This is a genomic window from Lysobacter humi (ex Lee et al. 2017) (assembly GCF_054781815.1).
Map to the genome: position 1 here is coordinate 53,201 of NZ_BAAGTR010000010.1, position 15,844 is coordinate 69,044.

The following is a 15,844-nucleotide window of genomic DNA, read 5'->3' on the forward strand; positions in this document are numbered from 1 at the left end:
GCACGCCGGCGCCGCGGCTCTGCGAGCCGGCGCGGCGTCCGGATCGACGAAGTGGACCGGCGTCGCCGACGGCGCCCGCTCAGTTCTCGGTGAGCAGCGGCGTCGCCTCGCTGCCGAGCAGCGCGGGAAACTCCTCGACGTCGGGCACCAGGTCCTCGGCGAGCTTGCGCTTCCCGCGCGCGCCGAGCGCGACCAGCCGTCGCGCCCGCGGAATGACCGCCTGACGCGACTCGGACAGGCGGTTGCGTGCGTCCGAATACGCCTTGTGCGCATCGTCGAGGCGGTTGCCCACGCGGTCGAACTCGGCGAGGAAGCCGGTGAGCGCATCGAGCAGGAGGCCGCCGGCCTCGCCGATCTCGCGCGCCTGCTTCTGGATGCGGTCGCGCGTCCACAGGCGCTCGACCACGCGCAGCACCGCCATCAGCGTGTTCGGTGAGGCGAAGACGACGCCCTTCTCGAAGGCCTCCGACTGCAGCGAGGCATCGAAGCCGAGCGCGGCGCTCAGTGCGCCCTCGATCGGCACGAAGGCGATCGTCACCTCGAGCGCGGTCTCGCCCATCATCTTCGGGTAGTTGCGATCGGCGAGGTCGCGCACGTGCTGGCGCAGCCCCACGGCGTGGCGGCGCATCGCGTCGGTCTGCGCGTCGGGCGTTTCGGCGTTCATCGCCTCCTCCCACGCGACCAGGTTGACCTTGCTGTCGACCACCACGCAACGCTCGCCGGGCAGGCGCACCACCACGTCGGGACGCAGCACGCGGCCCTCGTCGTCGCTGCCCGACTTCTGCCGGTCGTAGTGCTGGCCTTCCTCCAGGCCCGAGCCGCGCAGCACGTTCTCGAGCATCAGTTCGCCCCAGTCACCGCGCACCTTGGCATTGCCCTTCAGCGCGCGCGTCAGCGCGGCGGCCTGCGCGGCCATGTCCTGGTTGAGCGTGCGCAGCTCGTTGACCGCGCCGACCAGCGTGGCGCGCTCGCGCGCTTCCTCGCCGTAGACGGTGTCCACGCGCTGGCGGAACTGGTTGAGCTGCTCGGCGAATGGTTTCAGCAGCGTCTCGATGTCGGCCTTGGACTGCACGGTGGCATGGCGCACGTTCTTCTCGAACTGCTCGCCGCGCTCGGCGAACACCTTGCCGGCCATCGCGGCGAAGGCATCGGAGAGCTTGACCTGCGCCTGCTCGACGAAGGCGCGCATCTCGTCGTTCTGCCGGCGCGAATGCTCCAGGTGCGCCGTCGCCTGCGCGTGCTCGGCGCGCAACGTGGCGAGTTCGGCGTCGAGCTGCACCACGCGGGAGCGCACGGCCTCGAGCTGCACGGAACGGTCCTCCAGCTCCGCCGCGACCGAGGCGCGTGCGACGCGCTCGTCCTCGAGCGTCGCGCGCAGCGCCTCGAGCTGCGCCTGCAGGCGTGCATGCTCGTCCTGCGCCCGCAGGTGCGCGGCGGCGGTCGCGCGCAGGCCGCCGAGCTCCTCTGCATCGGCGCGCGCCCGCTCGAGTGCCTGCGCGAGCTCGCCGGCGAGCCGATCGCGCTCGGCCTGGAGCGGCGCGAGGCGCGGATCGGCGTCGCTGCCGCGGGCCTGCAGCCGGTACAGCGCGAAGCCGACGAAGGCGAGGGCGAGCCCGGCGAAGGCGACGACGGCGAGAGCGAGTGGAGTCATGACGGCAGCCTCCTGCGGCCGGCGCGGTCTGCGGCGCCACAGTAGATGGGTTCGGGTCTCACGGGCTGAGACCGCGGTTCACGCGGGTCTGCGACGCAGGCATCGACGCGCGCGGTGCCCGCATTCTGCCAGCATGCCCGGATGCTCTCCTTCGTGATTCCCGCGCATGACGAGGCACGCCGGTTGCCGGCGACGCTCGCGGCGCTGCACGCGGCTGCGCACGCCACGAAGCGGCCGTACGAGATCGTGGTGGTCGACGATGCGTCGACCGACGGCACCGGCGAGGTCGCCGCCGCGGCGGGTGCGCGGGTCGTGCGCGTGGAGCACCGGCAGATCGCGGCGACGCGCAATGCGGGTGCGCTTGCCGCCTTAGGCGATGTGCTGGTGTTCGTCGATGCGGATACGCAGGTGCCGGCGGCGACCCTCGCCGCGGCCTTGGGAGCGCTGGACGGCGGTGCGGCCGGCGGCGGCGCACGCCTGCATTTCGACGGCACACTGCGATGGGATCAGCGCACCGCGCTCGCGCTGGGCACGACCCTCGTGCGCATGCTGCGCATCGCGCCGGGTTGCTTCATCTTCTGCACGCGCGCCGCCTTCGCGGCGACCGGCGGCTTCGACGAGCGCTGGTATGCCGGCGAGGACGTCGCCATGAGCCGTGCGCTCGCCAAGGCCGGGCGCTTCGTGCTGCTGCGCGAGCCGGTGTGCACGTCGTCGCGCAAGCTGGACACGTTCAGCGTGCGCGAGCACGTCGCCCTGATGCTCCGGGTGGCGCTGCGCGGGCGCGGCGTGCTGCGCTCGCGCGAGCACCTCGCGCTCTGGTACGAGCGTCGCGAGCGCGATTGAGAGCCGCCGTGGCCTCGTCGCCCGGAACGCGCCCGCCGAGAGGGGCGTACGTGGAGGTGGACGTGAGGGCGGTCCGCATCCGAAGCGGCCGTAGCCCCGTACTGCGCGAGGCGACGCGGCGGCGGCCGGCGTCGCCTGCGCCCGCGACCGCCTCCGAGGAAGCCCGTGTCCGACCTGATCCGCATCGTCTATGTCAGCCGCTCGACGTTCCCGCCGCTGCCGGCCGAGCAGGGCATCGAACCGAACGTGGCGCGCATCCTCGTGCAGTCGCGCATCAACAATGCACGCCGCCGGCTGGTGGGCGCGCTCTACTTCGGCGACGGCTGCTTCTTCCAGTGCCTGGAAGGCCCTGCGGCCGACGTCGACCGCCTGTACGCCGCGCTGCTCGCCGACCCACGCCACACCGACCTCAAGGTGCTGTCGCGCGAGCCCATCGCGCGCACCGGCTTCGCCGCCTGGACCATGAAGTACGTGCCGCTGGACGCGCCGATGAAGGCCCTGCTGCACGAGCGCGGGCTCGCGTCGTTCGATCCCTACCGCTTTGATGCGGCGACGGTCTCGCGCGTGCTCGCGCTGCTGCGCGAAGGCTCGGACGTCGCGGTCGCGGAGCCGCCTCCGATGGGCGCGCCGGCGCCCGACGCGGCCGCACGACAGGCGCGGCGCATGGCCCGGCTCGCCCTGGCGGTGGCGTCGCTCGCGCTCGTCGTCGCGCTGGGCGCCGCCTTCATCCCGCGCTGAGCGCGCGCCTCAGTCGAGCACGCGGCAGAACACCGCCTTGAGGTAGCGCGATTCGGGCACGCTGGCGAGCACCGGATGGTCGGCGCCCGCACCGGACACGCGCAGCACCTGCACCGTGCGGTTCGCGTAGAACGCCGCGCGGCGCAGCATGTCGAGGAACTGCTCCTCGCTCACCAGCCCGGTGCACGAGAACGTGGCGAGCAGGCCGCCGGGCTTGGTCACGCCCAGCGCGAGCTTGTTCATGTCCAGGTACTTCTTGAGCGCGGGAATCACCTGCTCGCGGTCGCGCGTCATCTTCGCGGGGTCGAGGATCACCACATCAAACTGCTCGCCACGGTTTCCCGCGTCGCGCAGCCACGGGAAGATGTCGGCCTGCACGAACCTGATGCGTGCATTGTTGAGCTTGGCATTGCCGCGGGCGATGTCGAGCACGTCGTTGTCGATGTCGATGCCGGTGACCTCGGACGCACCGCGCACCGCCGCGTACACGCCGAAGCCGCCGGTGTTGCAGCACAGGTCGAGCACGGTCTTGCCCTCGACGCGCTCGCTCAGCCACTGGCGGTTCTCGCGCTGGTCGGCGAAGAAGCCCGTCTTGTGCGCGCCGCTCGGGTCGGCGCGGAAGCGGATGCCGTACTCGGTGATGATCGCCGGCGGCACGGCGGACTGCACGCGGTAGTCGAAGCTCTCCTGCTTCTGCACGTGCTCGTCGGCAAACGAGAAGAAGCGGCAGCCGGGGAACTGCTCGGAGAGCGCCGCATAGATCCACTCGCGATGGCGGAACATGCCGGCCGAGAAGAACTCGACGACGATCAGGTCGGCGTAGCGGTCGACCACCAGCCCCGACAGCCCATCGCCCTCGCTGTGCACCACGCGCCAGGCATCGCCCACCGCCTCGAGCTTGAGGAAGTCGCGGCGCAGCTCGACGGCTGCGGCGATCTTGCGGCGGAACCAGGCCTCGTCGACGACCACGTCCGGATCGGTTTCGAGGATGCGCACCGCGATGCGCGAATGGCCGTTGTAGAAGCCGCGGCCGATCCATTCGCCGTCCACGCCGACCACGTCGACGAGTGCGCCGGGCTTGGGTCGCACGGCGGGCTTGTCGACCAGCCGCTGAAAGATCCACGGATGCGTGGATTTCCACGCGTTCTTCAGGCGCACGACGGGCAGGTCATTCATGCGCCCATTGTAGGGCTGTCACACAACTGCAATGGCCGCTGCGTTAGCATCGTGGCTGAAGGGGAGTAGCTCCCAACGTCCGGATCGTCACTACGAGCCCCGTGCTCCGGTCCGGCGGCGGCCTGCAGGCCGCGAGCAAGACCTTCGCCCATCGCGGCGAAGGTCCGTCCATGACGGGTGCCGCCGTGTCCACGCGAACTCCGGAGTCTCCATGGACAGCATCGCCTCACCCGTTCTCTGGGCCGCCTTCGGCGGCCTCGTCGTCCTCGCCCTGCTCGTCGACCTGGTGCTCATGCGCCACGGCGGGCCGCACCGCGTCACCTTCAAGGAGGCCCTTGGGTGGTCGATCGGCTGGGTCGTGCTCGCGCTCGCCTTCGGCGGCTGGCTGTGGTGGTACGTCACCGGGCAGTCCGGCGCGGACGCCGGCCAGCGCGTCGCGCTCGAGTACTTCACCGGGTACCTCGTGGAGAAGTCGCTCGCGGTCGACAACATCTTCGTCTTCCTGATGCTCTTCACCTACTTCGCGGTGCCGGAGGAGCAGCGCCAGAAAGTGCTGGTGATCGGCGTGCTCGGCGCGATCGTGCTGCGCGCGATCATGATCTTCGCCGGCGCCTTCCTGCTCGCGAAGTTCCACTGGATCCTCTACGTCTTCGGTGCCTTCCTGCTGCTGACCGGCCTGAAGATGCTGTGGGCCGCGGGCAAGGAGCCGGACCTCGAGAACAATCCGATCCTGCGCTGGCTGACGCGTCACGTGCCGATGACGCGCGGGTACGTCGGCTCGAAGCTCTCGGTGCTCGAGGGGGGCAAGCGCCTCTACACCCCTCTCTTCATCGTGATCGTGATGATCGGCGTGACCGACCTGATCTTCGCGGTCGACTCGATCCCGGCGATCTTCGCGATCACCGACGATCCGTTCATCGTGCTCACCTCGAATGTATTCGCGGTGCTCGGCCTGCGCGCGATGTTCTTCCTGCTCGCCGGGCTCGCCGACCGCTTCCACCTGCTGCCCTACGGCCTGGCGCTGGTACTGATGTTCATCGGCACCAAGATGCTGCTGATCGACGTGGTGAAGATCCCGATCCTCGCCTCGCTCGCGGTGGTGGCGCTGACCATCGGCGCGACGGTGGTGCTGAGCCTGCTGCGGCCGGCGCCGGCGCGAATCGACGGCCCGCGGGCCGCGGCCGACGGGACGGGACACTGAAACCCACGCCGCGCACCCTTGCACCGGGGCGCGGCGGCGCCATGTCGACGGGATGCACCTGCCGACGCCCGACCTTCCCGATTCCCCCGCCCAGCGCGCGCAGGACCTGCGGCGCTGGCGCGGGGCCTTCAACCTGAGCCTCGGCGCGGTGCTGGTGCTGATCGCGGCCTTCGCGCTGCAGCAGGACCTGGACGCCGTGGCGCTCACCGTGCGACCGGGCCGGCTCGACGGGCTCTGGGGCGTGCTGACCGCGCCGCTGCTGCACGGCTCGCTCGCGCATCTCGCCAGCAACGCCTTCGGCGTGCTGGTGCTCGGCACGCTCGCCTTCGGCCTGTATCCGAAGGCGGCGCGCGCCACCGTGCCGCTCGCGTGGCTCGGCGCCGGCCTCGGCGCCTGGTGGCTCGGGGTGCCGGGGTCGCGCCACCTCGGCGCGAGCGGCGTGGTCAGCGGTCTCGTCTTTCTGCTCGTGATGCTCGGCCTGCTGCGCCGCGACCGCCCCTCGGTCGCCGCGATGCTGGTGGCGCTGACGCTGTTCGGTAGCGCGCTGCTGGGCGTGCTTCCGCGCGAGCCCGGCATTTCCTGGCAGTCGCACCTGGGCGGTGCGGTGGCCGGCGCCTTCGGCGGCTGGCTGCTGCGCGCGGCCGATCCGCTGCCGGCGCTCGTGCGCTACAGCTGGGAGGACGAACCGGAATCCGACCTCGCGATCGCCGAGGACCCCGCGACGCCATCACTGCCGCCGTCGCGGCCCGACTGGGGCTGAGCCTCAGCGCAGTGCGAGGTCGACCGCGAGCCCGGCGAACACGACCCCGCCGACGCGGTGGTTGGCGAGGAAGGCGCGGAAGCATTCGGCGCGCCCGCGATGCCGCGCGATGCGGAACTGGTCGACGATCAGCACCGCGGCGATCGCGACGCCGGACCAGTACGCCCAACCGCGCCCCGCGATGTGCCCGACGAGCACGAGCAGCGCGAGGAAACCGGCATAGAGCAGCGCCTGCATCGCGAGGTCGTAGCGCCCGAACAGGATCGCCGTCGAGCGGCTGCCCATGCGCAGGTCGTCCTCGCGGTCGACCATCGCGTACCAGGTGTCGTAGGCGGTCGCCCAGACGATGTTCGCCGCGTACAGCAGCCAGCCTTCGAGCGGCACGTGCCCGCGCACGGCGGCATACGCCATCGGGATGCCCCAACCGAACGCCAGGCCCAGATACACCTGCGGGAAATGCGTGTAGCGCTTGAGGTAGGGATAGCTCGCTGCCAGCAGTACCCCGACCGCACTCATCGCGACCGTGAGCGCATTCAGCGTGAGCACGAGCGCGAAGGCGACCAGCATGAGCACCGCGAACACTGCGAGCGCCTCGCGCCCGCGCACGGCGCCGGTGGCGAGCGGGCGATCCTTGGTGCGCTCCACGTGCGGATCGAGCCAGCGGTCGGCGTAGTCGTTGATCACGCAGCCGGCCGAGCGCGTGAGCCAGACGCCCAGGCTGAAGACCAGCAGCGTCCACAGCGGCGGCACCCCGCGCGCGGCGAGCCACAGGCCCCACCACGTCGGCCACAGCAGCAGCAGCCAGCCGATCGGGCGGTCGCCGCGGACGAGGGTCCAGTAGAGGGCGAGGCGGCGACGCCAGGACGGCGTCGCGTCGGGGGAGGCGGTCATCGCGGCATCGCAGCGCCGCGGGCCGCGGCGTGCGCATGGTAGCGGGACGCCCCACTTCGGATCAGCGCGGTGGCGGCGCGGGGATGTCGGCCCGTGGCGCGCGGCCGGAGCCGATCACGGCCACCGCACGCATCTCCACCGGCGCGCCCGGCTGGAGCAGCGCGCTCACCGCCACCGCCGTCCACGCCGGGTAGTGGCGGGGGAAGAACTCGTGGTGGATCGGCGCGAACTTCGCGAACTCGGCCTGGAAGGCCTGCGGATCGGTCGGCCCCGCGTGGTAGGTGGTGATCTCGACCACGTCGGCGAGGCTTGCGCCCGCCGTGGCGAGATGCGCTTCGAGCGCGGTGAACATGCCGCGGACCTTCTCCTCGTACGTGGCGCCGCGGCCTGCCGGGATGCCCGAGACGGTGACGGTGTCGCCCACGCGCACCACCGGGCTGTAGTGCCACCGGTGGTAGGCGCCCTCCATGCCGGGCGGCGCGAAGTGCTCTCGGCTCGGCGCGGACTGTGCGGACGCGACGGTGGGCAGGGCGAGGACGGCGGCGAGCAGGGCGATGCGCATGGCGGGCCTCCATGGGGACCGGTCGATTCCAGCCCCTTCGGCGCGCGTCGTCATCGGCCGGAAGGCCGCATGACCTCCGGCACCGCGATACGGCCCCGCGCGGACGTTTGCGGCTAGAATGCCCCTCCCGCGCGGCCCGCTGCGCGGCCTGCGGTGCCCGTCGCCCGATCTCCGCGGTGCATCGCCACGCAATACGCGCCTGTAGCTCAGCCGGATAGAGTAGTGGCTTCCGAAGCCATTGGTCGGGGGTTCGAATCCCTCCAGGCGCGCCATCTCGATCGCTGTCCCGCTCGGGGACGCACGCGCTGCACGAGGAGAGGCCCGACGTGACGCGCTCCGCCTCGATCCTCCCGCCGTGCGCCGCGACCCCCACAGACCATCGGCCGTCCGGCCGCGCTCGCGCCATGCCCGGTGCGTCGGCGGGCCGCCGCCTGCGCGGAGCCGATCCGTGGCACTGAACGAGCAGGATGCACCGGTCGAGGCGCTCGGGCGCGTCGGCCGCGAAGTCGTCGAGCGCGTCGACCTCGAGGCGATCGCGGCACGGCTCGACGCGCTGCCGACGGCGCCGCTGCTCGCCGAGCTCGATGCCATCGTGAAGGTGCTGGCGACGGCGGCGGACGCGCACGAGGCGCCCCGGCGCGGCGTGGTCGGGCGGATGCTCGGGCGCGAGCTCGCCACCCGGACGTCGCCGGATCCGGCGGATTACCGCGTGCGCGCGCACCTGGCCACGGCCGCCACGCAGGCCTTGACGCTGGAACGGCACCTCTGCGAGCTCGAGGCGGCCGCCACGTTGCTCGACCAGCAGCGCCGGGTGCTCGACCAGGTGCTCGAGCGCGGCCGCGCGGTGCCCGGCGTCGAGACCGCCGACGATGCGGCGCGCGCGTTCGACCCGATGCTGCGCCGGCTCACGCAGCTCGAGGCGATCGCCGCGGCCTGGCAGGCCTCGCGCGCGCACCTGTCGACCGCGCTCGCGCTCGGGCGCAGCGTGCTCGACCGCCATGCGCAGGTGCGCGACGTGCTGGTGCCGCTGTGGCGGCAGGCCGCGGGAACGGCCGCACTGAGTCCGCGGCTACGCGGCGCCGAGGCCGAGCGCCTGGCGCGCCTGGGCACGTTCCTGCGCACGCAGATCGATGCGCTGCGCGGCGCACCCGCGAAGGCGCCGCCGGACGACGTCGACGGCGCCTGAGACGGCGCTCACCGTCGGATCACCGCGGCGTTCATATCGTCGACGCCCCACCGTCCACGCCTGCGTCGAGACGGCCCCCCCGTCCTCTTCGATCGGCTGCCATGCGAGTGCACGTCTACGAACGCGGCGACGAGACCCTGATGGTGTTCGCGTCGCTCCCCTCTCCCGATGCGCTGCCGCGCACCACCGGTGCGGCCGTCGCGCTCGGCACCTGCGAGGTCGACGAGACGCTTCTGTCGGCGTTCGTCCGCGGGCGCCTGGCGGAGGGCGAGCCCTGCGCGGTGGCCGGCCGCGACGCGGACGCCGTTCGCCAGGCGCTGCAGGGCCCGATCGTGCCGCCGCCACGCGCCACGCCCGGTGCGCCGATCCTGCTCAACGACTTCTGATGGCACCGGCGCGTTCAGCGCCCGTCCGGCGCCGCACCGTCGCTGTGACGGGCCGCTGACGCGCCGGCGGCGAGTCTCCCTCCCGCCCGCGATACGCGGCGCCGCGAGCGTGAACACGTTCAGCGCGCCACGGCCGCGCCGATGCGATGCGTCCGAAGCGCAAGCGCAGGCCGGTGGCGGCGTCGCCGATCGGCGCGCACCGTCGCGGGCACCCTCCACCCCATGTCGTCGTGATGACCCCCTCGTCCTACGCCCGCCACGATCCCCCGCATCCGCCGTCGCCCTCGCTGCAGTCGTCGGCCTATGCGCTCGCGCACCTGCGTGCGGCGATGGAGGCCGGCGATCCCGCGCTCATCGTCGAGGCGCTCGCGGCGGTGCCCGAGTGGGTGAGCTTCTACGACGTCCGCGCGGCCCTCGCCGAAGGCGGCCTGCGCCTGCGCATGGAGGCCGTCCCCTCGCGACGCGCCACCGCGTCGCGGACGCAGGCCGCGTCGACGCCGAGCCGCCGCACGGGGGATCGCCCGGGCTGAGCCGGGGCGTCGTCGGGCTGCAGGCCTGCAGACCTGCAGGAGCAAGACCTGGCGTAGGTGCCGGGTGCCTGTCGCAGGTGCCGTGCGCCGGTTCCGGGTTGCACGGGCGCGTGGCGTGACGAGGCATCGCTCGCCGCGATGAACGCGTAGGGTGACGACGCTGCACGTGCATCGCGGCCCGCGTCGGCCGCACGCGGATGCAGGTGCGCGACACCGCGACTTGGGTGCCCGCGCGACCGCAGTGCGTACGATGCCCTGCACCGATCGCGTGATCGAAGCGCCCCTGCCCGCCGGCGCGCGCGATCCGATGTACGGCGCTCGTGCTTGCCCCGGGCGAGCGGCCGTACGCGCCTATACTGCGCGCACTCACCAGGGGATCGACGCATGCCGTGCATGCACTTCGCGGATGGATCCGCGTCCGCGCGCCGCGTGCGCGCGTCCGTGGCGGTGCTGCTCGCCGCCGTGTTCGCCCTCGCCGGCTGCGCCCGCGATCCCGACGGCGACCTGCCCGCCCCGAGCGGCGAGAAGATCCAGGCCGAACGCGTCGCCCATGCGGGCTTCGCACTGGCGTCGGTGTATCCGTCGAAGGGCGAGGATGGCGTCGACCTCGTCGCCGAATTCAGCCGCCCGCTCGCCGCGACGCAGGAATTCGACCGCCTGCTCGTCGTGCAGGACGACAGGGGCGCGCGTGTCGCCGGCGGCTGGGTGCTCGAGGACGGCGCACGTGCGCTGCGCTTCCCGCGCGCGCAGCCCGATCGGCACTACACCGTGCGCGTGCTCGAAGGCCTGACCGCCGCCGACGGCAGCCGCCTCGGCCGTGCGCTGGAGAAGAAGGTCTACACCGGCCCGCTCGAGCCGGTGGTGGGCTTCGCGTCGCAGGGCAGCGTGCTGCCCGCGCGCGAGACGCGCGGCCTGCCGGTGGTGTCGATCAACGTGCCGGAAGTCGACGTCGAGTTCCTGCGCGTGCGCGAGGGCGAGCTGCCGAAGTTCTTCGCCGAGTACCAGCGCGGCGGGCGCCGCGGCAGCTGGGAGCTGGGCGGAGGCGACGACGACGACGACGGCGAAAAGCGCCTGGCGCGCATGGCCGACCCCGTCTACGTCAACCGCTTCGTGCTCGGCGGGCGGCCGAACGAACGCGTGCTGACCTACCTGCCGATCCAGGACATCGCCGAGCTGCAGCAGCCGGGGCTGTACTTCGCGGTCATGAAGAAGGCGGGCGCCTTCCGCGACGAGTACGAGACCGCCTTCTTCACCGTCAGCGACCTCGGGCTGCACACGCGCGCCTACAAGGACCGCCTGTTCGTGCACGTCGCCTCGCTGCTCGACGGCCGCGGCCGCTCGGATGTGGAGCTGCGCGTGCTCGACGCGAAAGGCGAGCCGGTCTTCCGCGGCCGCACCGACGCCAACGGCCACGCACTGCTCGACTACAAGCTCGACGCCGGCCACGTGCTGATCGCGCGCGCCGGCCGCGACGTCACGATGCTGCCGTTCAACCAGCCCGCGCTCGACCTCTCAGAGTTCGCGGTGGCCGGCCGCGAGCAGGCCTGGTTCGACGTCTTCGCCTGGGCCGGGCGCGACCTCTACCGGCCCGGCGAGACGGTGCATCTCTCGGCGCTGCTGCGCGACCACGACGGCCGCCCGCTCGCCGCCGGCAAGGGCAAGGCGCCGCAGCCGGTGTGGCTGCGCTACGTGCAGCCCGACGGCAAGACGCTCATCGAGACACGCCTGGCCCCCGATGCGCAGGGCTACGTGCGCCACGATCAGGTGATCCCCGCCGATGCGCCCACGGGACGCTGGCGCGCCGAGTTCCGCACCGATCCGGGCAGCAAGGAGGCGGTGCAGGGCATGGCCCTGCGCATCGAGGAGTTCCTGCCCGAGCGCCTGAAGCTCGACCTCGCCGCGCAGCCCGTGCTGCGCCCGGGGCAGCCGCTCAAGCTCGCCGTGCAGGGCGACTACCTCTACGGCGCGCCCGCCGCCGGCAATCGCTTCACCGCGAAGATGGCGGTGGAGGTCGAGCAGCATCCGCTCGAGCAGCTGCCCGGCTGGTTCTTCGGCGATGCCACGCTCGCGCTGCCCGACAAGGCCGTCGACGTGCTCGACCAACCGCTCGATGCGCAGGGCAGGCTCACCGCCGACCTCGCATTGCCGAAGGAGGCGCGCCCGGTGGCGCCGATCGCGGTTCTGGTCAACGGCAGCGTGTATGAAACCGGCGGACGCAGCGTGAACCGCTCGCTCAAGCGCGTGCTGTGGCCCGCCGATGCTTTGGTCGGCGTGCGCCCGCTGTTCGATCCGGAGGACGGGGCCGACGCGAATGCGAACGCGCGCTTCCAGATCACGCGGGTCGATGCGCAGGGTGTGAAGCGCCCCGCGCGCGGCCTGCGCGTCTCGCTGGTGCGCGAGCACCGCGACTACCACTGGGACTTCGACGAGGACGCCGGCTGGGACTACGCCTTCACCCGGCGCTTCGAGACGGTGCAGACGCGCACGTTCGATGCCGGCGCCACGCCGACCCCGATCGATTTCCCCGTCGAATGGGGCGAGTACCGCCTCGACGTCTTCGACCCGTCGACCAAGCTCACCACGCGCCTGCCCTTCACCGCGGGCTGGAGCTGGAACGACGAGAACCGCGGCCTTGACGCGCGCCCCGACAAGGTCAAGCTCGCGCTCGACAAGACCGGCTACCGCGCCGGCGACACGCTGCGGGTGACGCTCACGCCGCCGCATGCCGGCCGCGGCCTGCTGATGGTCGAGAGCGATCGCATGCTGCACGTGCGCGAGGTCGACGTGCGCGCCGGCAGCACGTTCGACATCCCGGTGACGAAGGACTGGGAGCGCCACGACGTCTACGTGACCGCACTCGTGTTCCGCGGCGGCAATGCGAAGGACGTGACCACGCCCGCGCGCGCGGTCGGCGTGGCGCACGTACCGATGGCACGGCGCGAGCGCAGCGTCGCCGTCGGCCTCGCGGCACCCGCGCAGATGCGCCCGGAGCGCGACCTGCCGGTCACCGTCGCCGCGCCGCAGCTCGCGGGCAGGACCGCGCACGTGGTGGTGTCGGCGGTGGACGTCGGCATCCTCAACATCACGCGCTTTCCGGTGCCTGATGCCGCGAAGCACTTCTTCGCGCAGCGCCGGCTGGGCGTTGATGCCTACGACATGTACGGCCGCGTGATCGAGAGCTTCGAGGGCGGCACCGCGCAGCTGCGCTTCGGCGGCGACATGGCGCTGCCCGCGCTGCCGCAGGCGCGGCGGCCGACCTCGCGCGTGCAGACCGTCGACCTCTACAGCGGCCCGATCGCGCTCGATGCGCGCGGCATCGCGAAGATCCCGCTGCGCGTGCCCGACTTCAACGGCACGTTGCGGTTGTCGGCGGTCGTGTACGCCGGCGGGCAGTACGGCAGCGCCGCGCGCGAGACACGCGTGCGCGCGCCGATCCTCGCCGAGCCGAGCCTGCCGCGCGTGCTCGCGCCCGGGGACACCAGCCGCCTCACGCTCGACGTCCAGAACTTCACCGGTCGTGACGGCAGCTTCCGCGTCGACGTCGACGCGACCGGCCCGCTCGCGCTCGGCGATGCGACGCGCAGCCTCACGCTGCGGCGCGAGCAGAAGGCGAGCCTGACGTTCCCGCTGTCGGCGACCGAAGGCCTCGGCACCGGGCGCGTACGGGTGCGCGTGAGCGGCAACGGCTTCGCCGCCGACCGCGGCTACGACCTGCCCGTGCGCCCGGCGTGGCCTTCCGTGCTGCGCTCGCGCAGCCTCGCGGTCACCGCGCCCGCGACGCTCGAGCTGCCGGCCACGCTCGCCGAAGGCCTGATCGACGATTCGATCGAGGCGCGCATGACGGTCACCGCATCGCCCGCGATCCCGTTCGCCGCGGTGCTCGACGGCGTGCTCGGCTACCCGTACGGCTGCGTCGAGCAGACCACCAGCAAGGCCTACGCCGGGCTGATCCTCGATGCGAGCACCGCGAAGATGCTCGGCGTGCGCGGGCTCGACGCCGCCAAGCGGCGCCAGCGCATGGAAGGCGCATTCGCGCGGCTGTCCGGCATGCAGGCCGCGTCCGGCCACTTCTCGCTGTGGGGCGGCGACGATGCCGCCGATCCGCTGCTCACGCCCTACGTCGCCGAGTTCCTGCTCGATGCGCGCGAGGGCGGCTTCGCGGTGCCCGAGGCGATGCTGCAGAAGGCACTCAAGGCACTCGGCGAGGACCTGCTCGCCGGCAGCAGCGGCTTCTACGGGCAGGACCATCGCGAGCACCTGCGCTTCGCCTACCAGGCGCATGCCGGCTACGTGCTCGCGCGGGTCGGCCGCGCGCCGCTCGGCACGCTTCGCGGGCTGTACGACACCGACCGGAAGAAGTCGCTCACCGGGCTCCCACTGGTGCACCTGGGGCTCGCGCTCGCGCTGCAGGGCGACCGCACGCGCGGCGCCGCCGCGATCCAGGCCGGCTTCGACCACGACACCGCGACGCGCCCGACACACCTGTTCGACTACGGCAGCCGCATCCGCGATGACGCGCTCATGCTCGCCCTCGTGCGCCGGCACGCGCTGGCGCCGCGCGCGTTCGACACGCGGCTGCTCACGCTGAGCCGCGAGCTCGCCGCACGCGGTCGCGACGGGCCGCTGTGGCTGAGCACGCAGGAGCAGGTCGCGATCGCGCGGCTCGGACGCCAGCTGATGCTCGTGCGCGGCCGCACCGTGGCCGGGCAGTGGCGCACCGGTGACGTGCGCGCCGACGTCGCCGCCGCGCCGTTGCATGCGCGCCGCATCGAGGGCGCCGGCCTTCGTGCGGGCGTCGCCTTCGCGCCCACCGGTACCGGGCCGGTCTATGCGACGGTCGACGTCGCGGGCGTGCCGCGGCAGGCACCGAAGGCCGACGACACGCACCTGTCGGTCGAGCGCCGCTACTACGTCACCGACGGCTCGCCCTGGAGCGGCGGCACGCTCGCCGAGGGCGAGGCGCTGATCGTCGAGGTGCGCATCACCGCGCGCGAACGCATGCGCGATGCGCTGCTCACCGACCTGCTGCCCGCGGGCCTGGAGATCGAGAACCTCAACCTCGGCGATGGCGCGCAATGGGCGGACGTCGTGGTGGACGGCATCGAGCTCGACGAGCGCGAGGGCGCGGCGCAGGTACGCCACGAAGAGTTCCGCGACGATCGCTACGTCGCCGCGCTGGAGCTCGACGGCTACGGCACGTCGCGGGTCTATTACCTCGTGCGCGCGGTCACGCCGGGCTCGTATGCGGTGCCGCCGCCGCTCGTCGAGGACATGTACCGGCCCTGGCTGCGCGGCGTCGGCACCTCGCGCGTGGCGAAGATCAGCGTGGTCGAACCCGGGCGCTGAGCCCGCAAGAGGAGCCCGTCGTGGTCGTCGTGAATCCCTATCGGCCGCCGTCCGTCGACGTCGGCCTTCCCGCCGGCGACGGCTGCCATCGCGACGGCCGGGATGGCGTCTACGTGCCGCGCGGCGCCGACCTGCCCGCGCGCTGCGTGCGCTGCAATGCGCCCGTGGCCGGCGCGCGCAAGCGGCGCACGCTGTACTGGCATTCGCCCTGGCTCTACCTGCTCATCGCGATCGGCCTGCTGGTGTATGCGGTGGTGGCGCTGATCGTGCGCAGGCGCGCCGAGGCCTCGCCGGGCCTGTGTGCGCTGCACGCCGCGCAGGTGCGCCGCACGCGCTGGATCGGCGTCGGCCTCGGGCTCGGCGCATTCGGCGCGATGTTCGCGGCGTTCTCGTCCGATCGCGTCGGCCTGGGCCTGCTGTGCCTGCTCGCGGCGTGCGTCGTCTTCGCCGTCACTGCGATCCGCGCGCGGCTCGTGCGGCCGACGCGCATCGACGAGCGCGGCATGCGCCTGGTCGGCTTCGGCGAGGCGTTCCTGGCCTCGATCCCGCCGGCGCTTCGCTGAGGCGCGAGCGC

13 protein-coding genes and 1 tRNA gene are annotated in these 15,844 nt (G+C 72.6%); 10 read left to right on the top strand and 4 right to left on the bottom strand.

Annotated features, from left to right (window positions below; all coding sequences use genetic code 11):
- Positions 1 to 79: 79 nt before the first annotated feature.
- The gene (locus tag ACYVJJ_RS10685) at positions 80 to 1,651 is read right to left on the bottom strand and encodes a DNA recombination protein RmuC (protein ID WP_460833447.1); all 1,572 of its coding nucleotides are present in this window, start codon (positions 1,649 to 1,651) and stop codon (positions 80 to 82) included.
- Between the two features lie 141 nt (positions 1,652 to 1,792).
- Here ACYVJJ_RS10685 and ACYVJJ_RS10690 point away from each other — a divergent pair, with 141 nt between their 5' ends.
- Both ACYVJJ_RS10690 and ACYVJJ_RS10695 read left to right on the top strand, forming a co-directional pair.
- A complete protein-coding gene (locus tag ACYVJJ_RS10690) occupies positions 1,793 to 2,494 on the top strand; it encodes a glycosyltransferase (RefSeq protein WP_460833449.1) in 702 nt (233 codons plus the stop codon).
- A 165-nt stretch (positions 2,495 to 2,659) separates the two neighbouring features.
- On the top strand, positions 2,660 to 3,232 hold the full coding sequence (locus ACYVJJ_RS10695) for a BLUF domain-containing protein (protein ID WP_460833451.1): 573 nt from the start codon (positions 2,660 to 2,662) through the stop codon (positions 3,230 to 3,232).
- Positions 3,233 to 3,241: 9 nt separating this feature from the next.
- Here the strand turns inward: ACYVJJ_RS10695 and ACYVJJ_RS10700 are convergent, their stop codons facing one another.
- Complete coding sequence (locus ACYVJJ_RS10700; RefSeq protein ID WP_460833452.1) at positions 3,242 to 4,408, bottom strand: class I SAM-dependent rRNA methyltransferase; 1,167 nt, start codon at positions 4,406 to 4,408, stop codon at positions 3,242 to 3,244.
- 211 nt (positions 4,409 to 4,619) lie between these two features.
- Between ACYVJJ_RS10700 and ACYVJJ_RS10705 the strand changes: the two genes are divergently transcribed.
- Positions 4,620 to 5,609, top strand: a complete 990-nt coding sequence (locus ACYVJJ_RS10705; RefSeq protein ID WP_460833454.1) for a TerC family protein — start codon at positions 4,620 to 4,622, stop codon at positions 5,607 to 5,609.
- Positions 5,610 to 5,661: 52 nt separating this feature from the next.
- Complete coding sequence (locus ACYVJJ_RS10710) at positions 5,662 to 6,369, top strand: rhomboid family intramembrane serine protease (protein ID WP_460833456.1); 708 nt, start codon at positions 5,662 to 5,664, stop codon at positions 6,367 to 6,369.
- A gap of 3 nt (positions 6,370 to 6,372) precedes the next feature.
- Here ACYVJJ_RS10710 and ubiA read toward each other — a convergent pair whose 3' ends face one another.
- Together ubiA and ACYVJJ_RS10720 are read right to left on the bottom strand one after the other, a co-directional pair.
- Entirely contained in the window at positions 6,373 to 7,260 is an 888-nt protein-coding gene (gene ubiA / locus ACYVJJ_RS10715; RefSeq protein ID WP_460833457.1) for a 4-hydroxybenzoate octaprenyltransferase, read from the bottom strand.
- A 61-nt stretch (positions 7,261 to 7,321) separates the two neighbouring features.
- On the bottom strand, positions 7,322 to 7,822 hold the full coding sequence (locus ACYVJJ_RS10720; RefSeq protein WP_460833458.1) for a Rid family hydrolase: 501 nt from the start codon (positions 7,820 to 7,822) through the stop codon (positions 7,322 to 7,324).
- Between the two features lie 195 nt (positions 7,823 to 8,017).
- Between ACYVJJ_RS10720 and ACYVJJ_RS10725 the strand changes: the two genes are divergently transcribed.
- The 6 genes from ACYVJJ_RS10725 to ACYVJJ_RS10750 all read left to right on the top strand — a co-directional run bounded on the left by ACYVJJ_RS10725 (position 8,018) and on the right by ACYVJJ_RS10750 (position 15,833).
- Positions 8,018 to 8,094, top strand: a tRNA-Arg gene (locus tag ACYVJJ_RS10725).
- A 176-nt stretch (positions 8,095 to 8,270) separates the two neighbouring features.
- Positions 8,271 to 9,008, top strand: coding sequence for a hypothetical protein (locus ACYVJJ_RS10730; RefSeq protein ID WP_460833460.1), 738 nt, complete (start codon positions 8,271 to 8,273; stop codon positions 9,006 to 9,008).
- Between the two features lie 101 nt (positions 9,009 to 9,109).
- A complete protein-coding gene (locus ACYVJJ_RS10735; RefSeq protein ID WP_460833461.1) occupies positions 9,110 to 9,394 on the top strand; it encodes a hypothetical protein in 285 nt (94 codons plus the stop codon).
- Between the two features lie 233 nt (positions 9,395 to 9,627).
- A complete protein-coding gene (locus ACYVJJ_RS10740; RefSeq protein WP_460833463.1) occupies positions 9,628 to 9,924 on the top strand; it encodes a hypothetical protein in 297 nt (98 codons plus the stop codon).
- Between the two features lie 393 nt (positions 9,925 to 10,317).
- Positions 10,318 to 15,270 carry an alpha-2-macroglobulin family protein gene (locus ACYVJJ_RS10745; RefSeq protein ID WP_460833553.1) on the top strand — a complete coding sequence of 1,651 codons (4,953 nt, stop codon included), beginning with the start codon at positions 10,318 to 10,320 and terminating at the stop codon, positions 15,268 to 15,270.
- A gap of 20 nt (positions 15,271 to 15,290) precedes the next feature.
- Positions 15,291 to 15,833 (top strand): hypothetical protein, encoded by a 543-nt coding sequence (locus ACYVJJ_RS10750; RefSeq protein ID WP_460833465.1) that lies wholly within the window; start codon positions 15,291 to 15,293, stop codon positions 15,831 to 15,833.
- The last annotated feature ends 11 nt before the right edge of the window (positions 15,834 to 15,844 follow it).

Bases quoted from the DNA above. Each gene is read 5' to 3' on its own strand.
- ACYVJJ_RS10745 (WP_460833553.1), top strand. From the start codon at position 10,318: ATGCACTTCGCGGATGGATCCGCGTCCGCGCGCCGCGTGCGCGCGTCC.
- ACYVJJ_RS10690 (WP_460833449.1), top strand. From the start codon at position 1,793: ATGCTCTCCTTCGTGATTCCCGCGCATGACGAGGCACGCCGGTTGCCG.
- ACYVJJ_RS10720 (WP_460833458.1), bottom strand. From the start codon at position 7,822: ATGCGCATCGCCCTGCTCGCCGCCGTCCTCGCCCTGCCCACCGTCGCG.
- ACYVJJ_RS10685 (WP_460833447.1), bottom strand. From the start codon at position 1,651: ATGACTCCACTCGCTCTCGCCGTCGTCGCCTTCGCCGGGCTCGCCCTC.
- ubiA (WP_460833457.1), bottom strand. From the start codon at position 7,260: ATGACCGCCTCCCCCGACGCGACGCCGTCCTGGCGTCGCCGCCTCGCC.
- ACYVJJ_RS10735 (WP_460833461.1), top strand. From the start codon at position 9,110: ATGCGAGTGCACGTCTACGAACGCGGCGACGAGACCCTGATGGTGTTC.
- ACYVJJ_RS10700 (WP_460833452.1), bottom strand. From the start codon at position 4,408: ATGAATGACCTGCCCGTCGTGCGCCTGAAGAACGCGTGGAAATCCACG.
- ACYVJJ_RS10705 (WP_460833454.1), top strand. From the start codon at position 4,620: ATGGACAGCATCGCCTCACCCGTTCTCTGGGCCGCCTTCGGCGGCCTC.
- ACYVJJ_RS10710 (WP_460833456.1), top strand. From the start codon at position 5,662: ATGCACCTGCCGACGCCCGACCTTCCCGATTCCCCCGCCCAGCGCGCG.
- ACYVJJ_RS10740 (WP_460833463.1), top strand. From the start codon at position 9,628: ATGACCCCCTCGTCCTACGCCCGCCACGATCCCCCGCATCCGCCGTCG.